The organism is Caballeronia arationis, from assembly GCF_001544975.2.
Taxonomy (GTDB): domain Bacteria; phylum Pseudomonadota; class Gammaproteobacteria; order Burkholderiales; family Burkholderiaceae; genus Caballeronia; species Caballeronia arationis.
This window is the reverse complement of record NZ_FCOG02000469.1, coordinates 1-1,190: the sequence shown is the minus strand read 5'-3', so window position 1 is coordinate 1,190 and position 1,190 is coordinate 1. Positions and strand designations below refer to the sequence as shown.

2 protein-coding genes are annotated in these 1,190 nt (G+C 57.6%); both read left to right on the top strand.

Annotation, left to right across the window (positions count from 1 at the left end; all coding sequences use genetic code 11):
* The coding region (locus AWB81_RS43235) for a TauD/TfdA dioxygenase family protein (RefSeq protein WP_200822650.1) at window positions 1-231 on the top strand (231 nt) is incomplete at its 5' end.
* A gap of 114 nt (window positions 232-345) precedes the next feature.
* Entirely contained in the window at window positions 346-822 is a 477-nt protein-coding gene (locus AWB81_RS43230; RefSeq protein WP_062644728.1) for a 2,4'-dihydroxyacetophenone dioxygenase family protein, read from the top strand.
* Window positions 823-1,190 lie beyond the last annotated feature (368 nt).

Genomic DNA, 1,190 nt, shown 5'->3' with positions numbered 1-1,190 from the left:
AACTTCGAGGACATCCGATACGGCCAGGACTTCATGCCGGAGGCGCATCAGTTGATGAACTATCTGACCTCTCAGGCCGCGATTCCGGAATACCAGGTGCGCCTGAAGTGGAGAACCAACACGGTTGCCATGTGGGACAACCTGCAGGTTCAGCACTACGCAGTGGCGGACTACGGCAACGCGCCGCGAAAGATGCTACGCGCCACCCTCGCAGGCACCTCGCTGGTTTAAACCGAACGGTACGCCCCGCCAAATCCAGGGCTCCCACCTTTCTCTGATAGGCGGCCAGCCCTGGCACGTTTAGCAATTTTCGACCACATCACACAATCACTAATGGAGACAACTATGCTCTACGAACACATTGACACCGCAGTCATCGATGGCGAATCGCTGCCGTGGGTACCATTGACGCCCTATTCGGAAGACATCCTGCTGAAGTATTTCAAACTTGACCCGATCCGGGGTGAATGGATCGTACTGATGAAGGCACCGCCCGGCGTGCAACTTCCCAAGCACCACCACACCGGCACGGTCTTGGTCTACACGATCGAAGGCAAGTGGAAATACAAGGAGCACGACTGGATCGCCGGGCCCGGCAGCATCGTCTACGAGACCGCCGCATCGACCCACACGTTTGAAGTCGTCGAGGCAGGCAAAAACGGAGATGTGCTCACACTGGTTACGGTGACCGGCGATCTCTTGTTCCTCGACGATAAGGACAACGTCGTCGCGCTCGAAAACTGGAAGACCGGGCTGCAGCGCTATCTTGCCTATTGCGAGCAGCATGACATCAAGCCGAAAGACCTCACGGCATTCAACTGATCTGGATTTCATGGGAACTCCGATATCCACCGGGGCCCCGTGTCACGCCGTGCTTCAGCCGCATGACGCTGCAGAAGGTACGGCCATGTCAACGCTTGGGCGCCAAGCCGAGTCATCGCAAGTCAATGGCGCCGAGAAGCAGGCTGCGTGCACCGACCACGCAACCTGCTTCACATCGCGCGCTTTCGCTCCCGTTACCAGAGCTGTTGCCTGATCACAAAGACGCGGCAAAGCGGAACACGCGGTCTCGGTTCGCGCCCTTGGAGCGGAACCTGACAGAGGGGTACGGCTATCTGCCCGCTCCCCGATCACAGACATTACGAACGGAACGACGCCATGAATGGCTTGATGATGCAAAAGAAGTTGTT

Bases quoted from the DNA above. Each gene is read 5' to 3' on its own strand.
- AWB81_RS43230 (WP_062644728.1), top strand. From the start codon at position 346: ATGCTCTACGAACACATTGACACCGCAGTCATCGATGGCGAATCGCTG.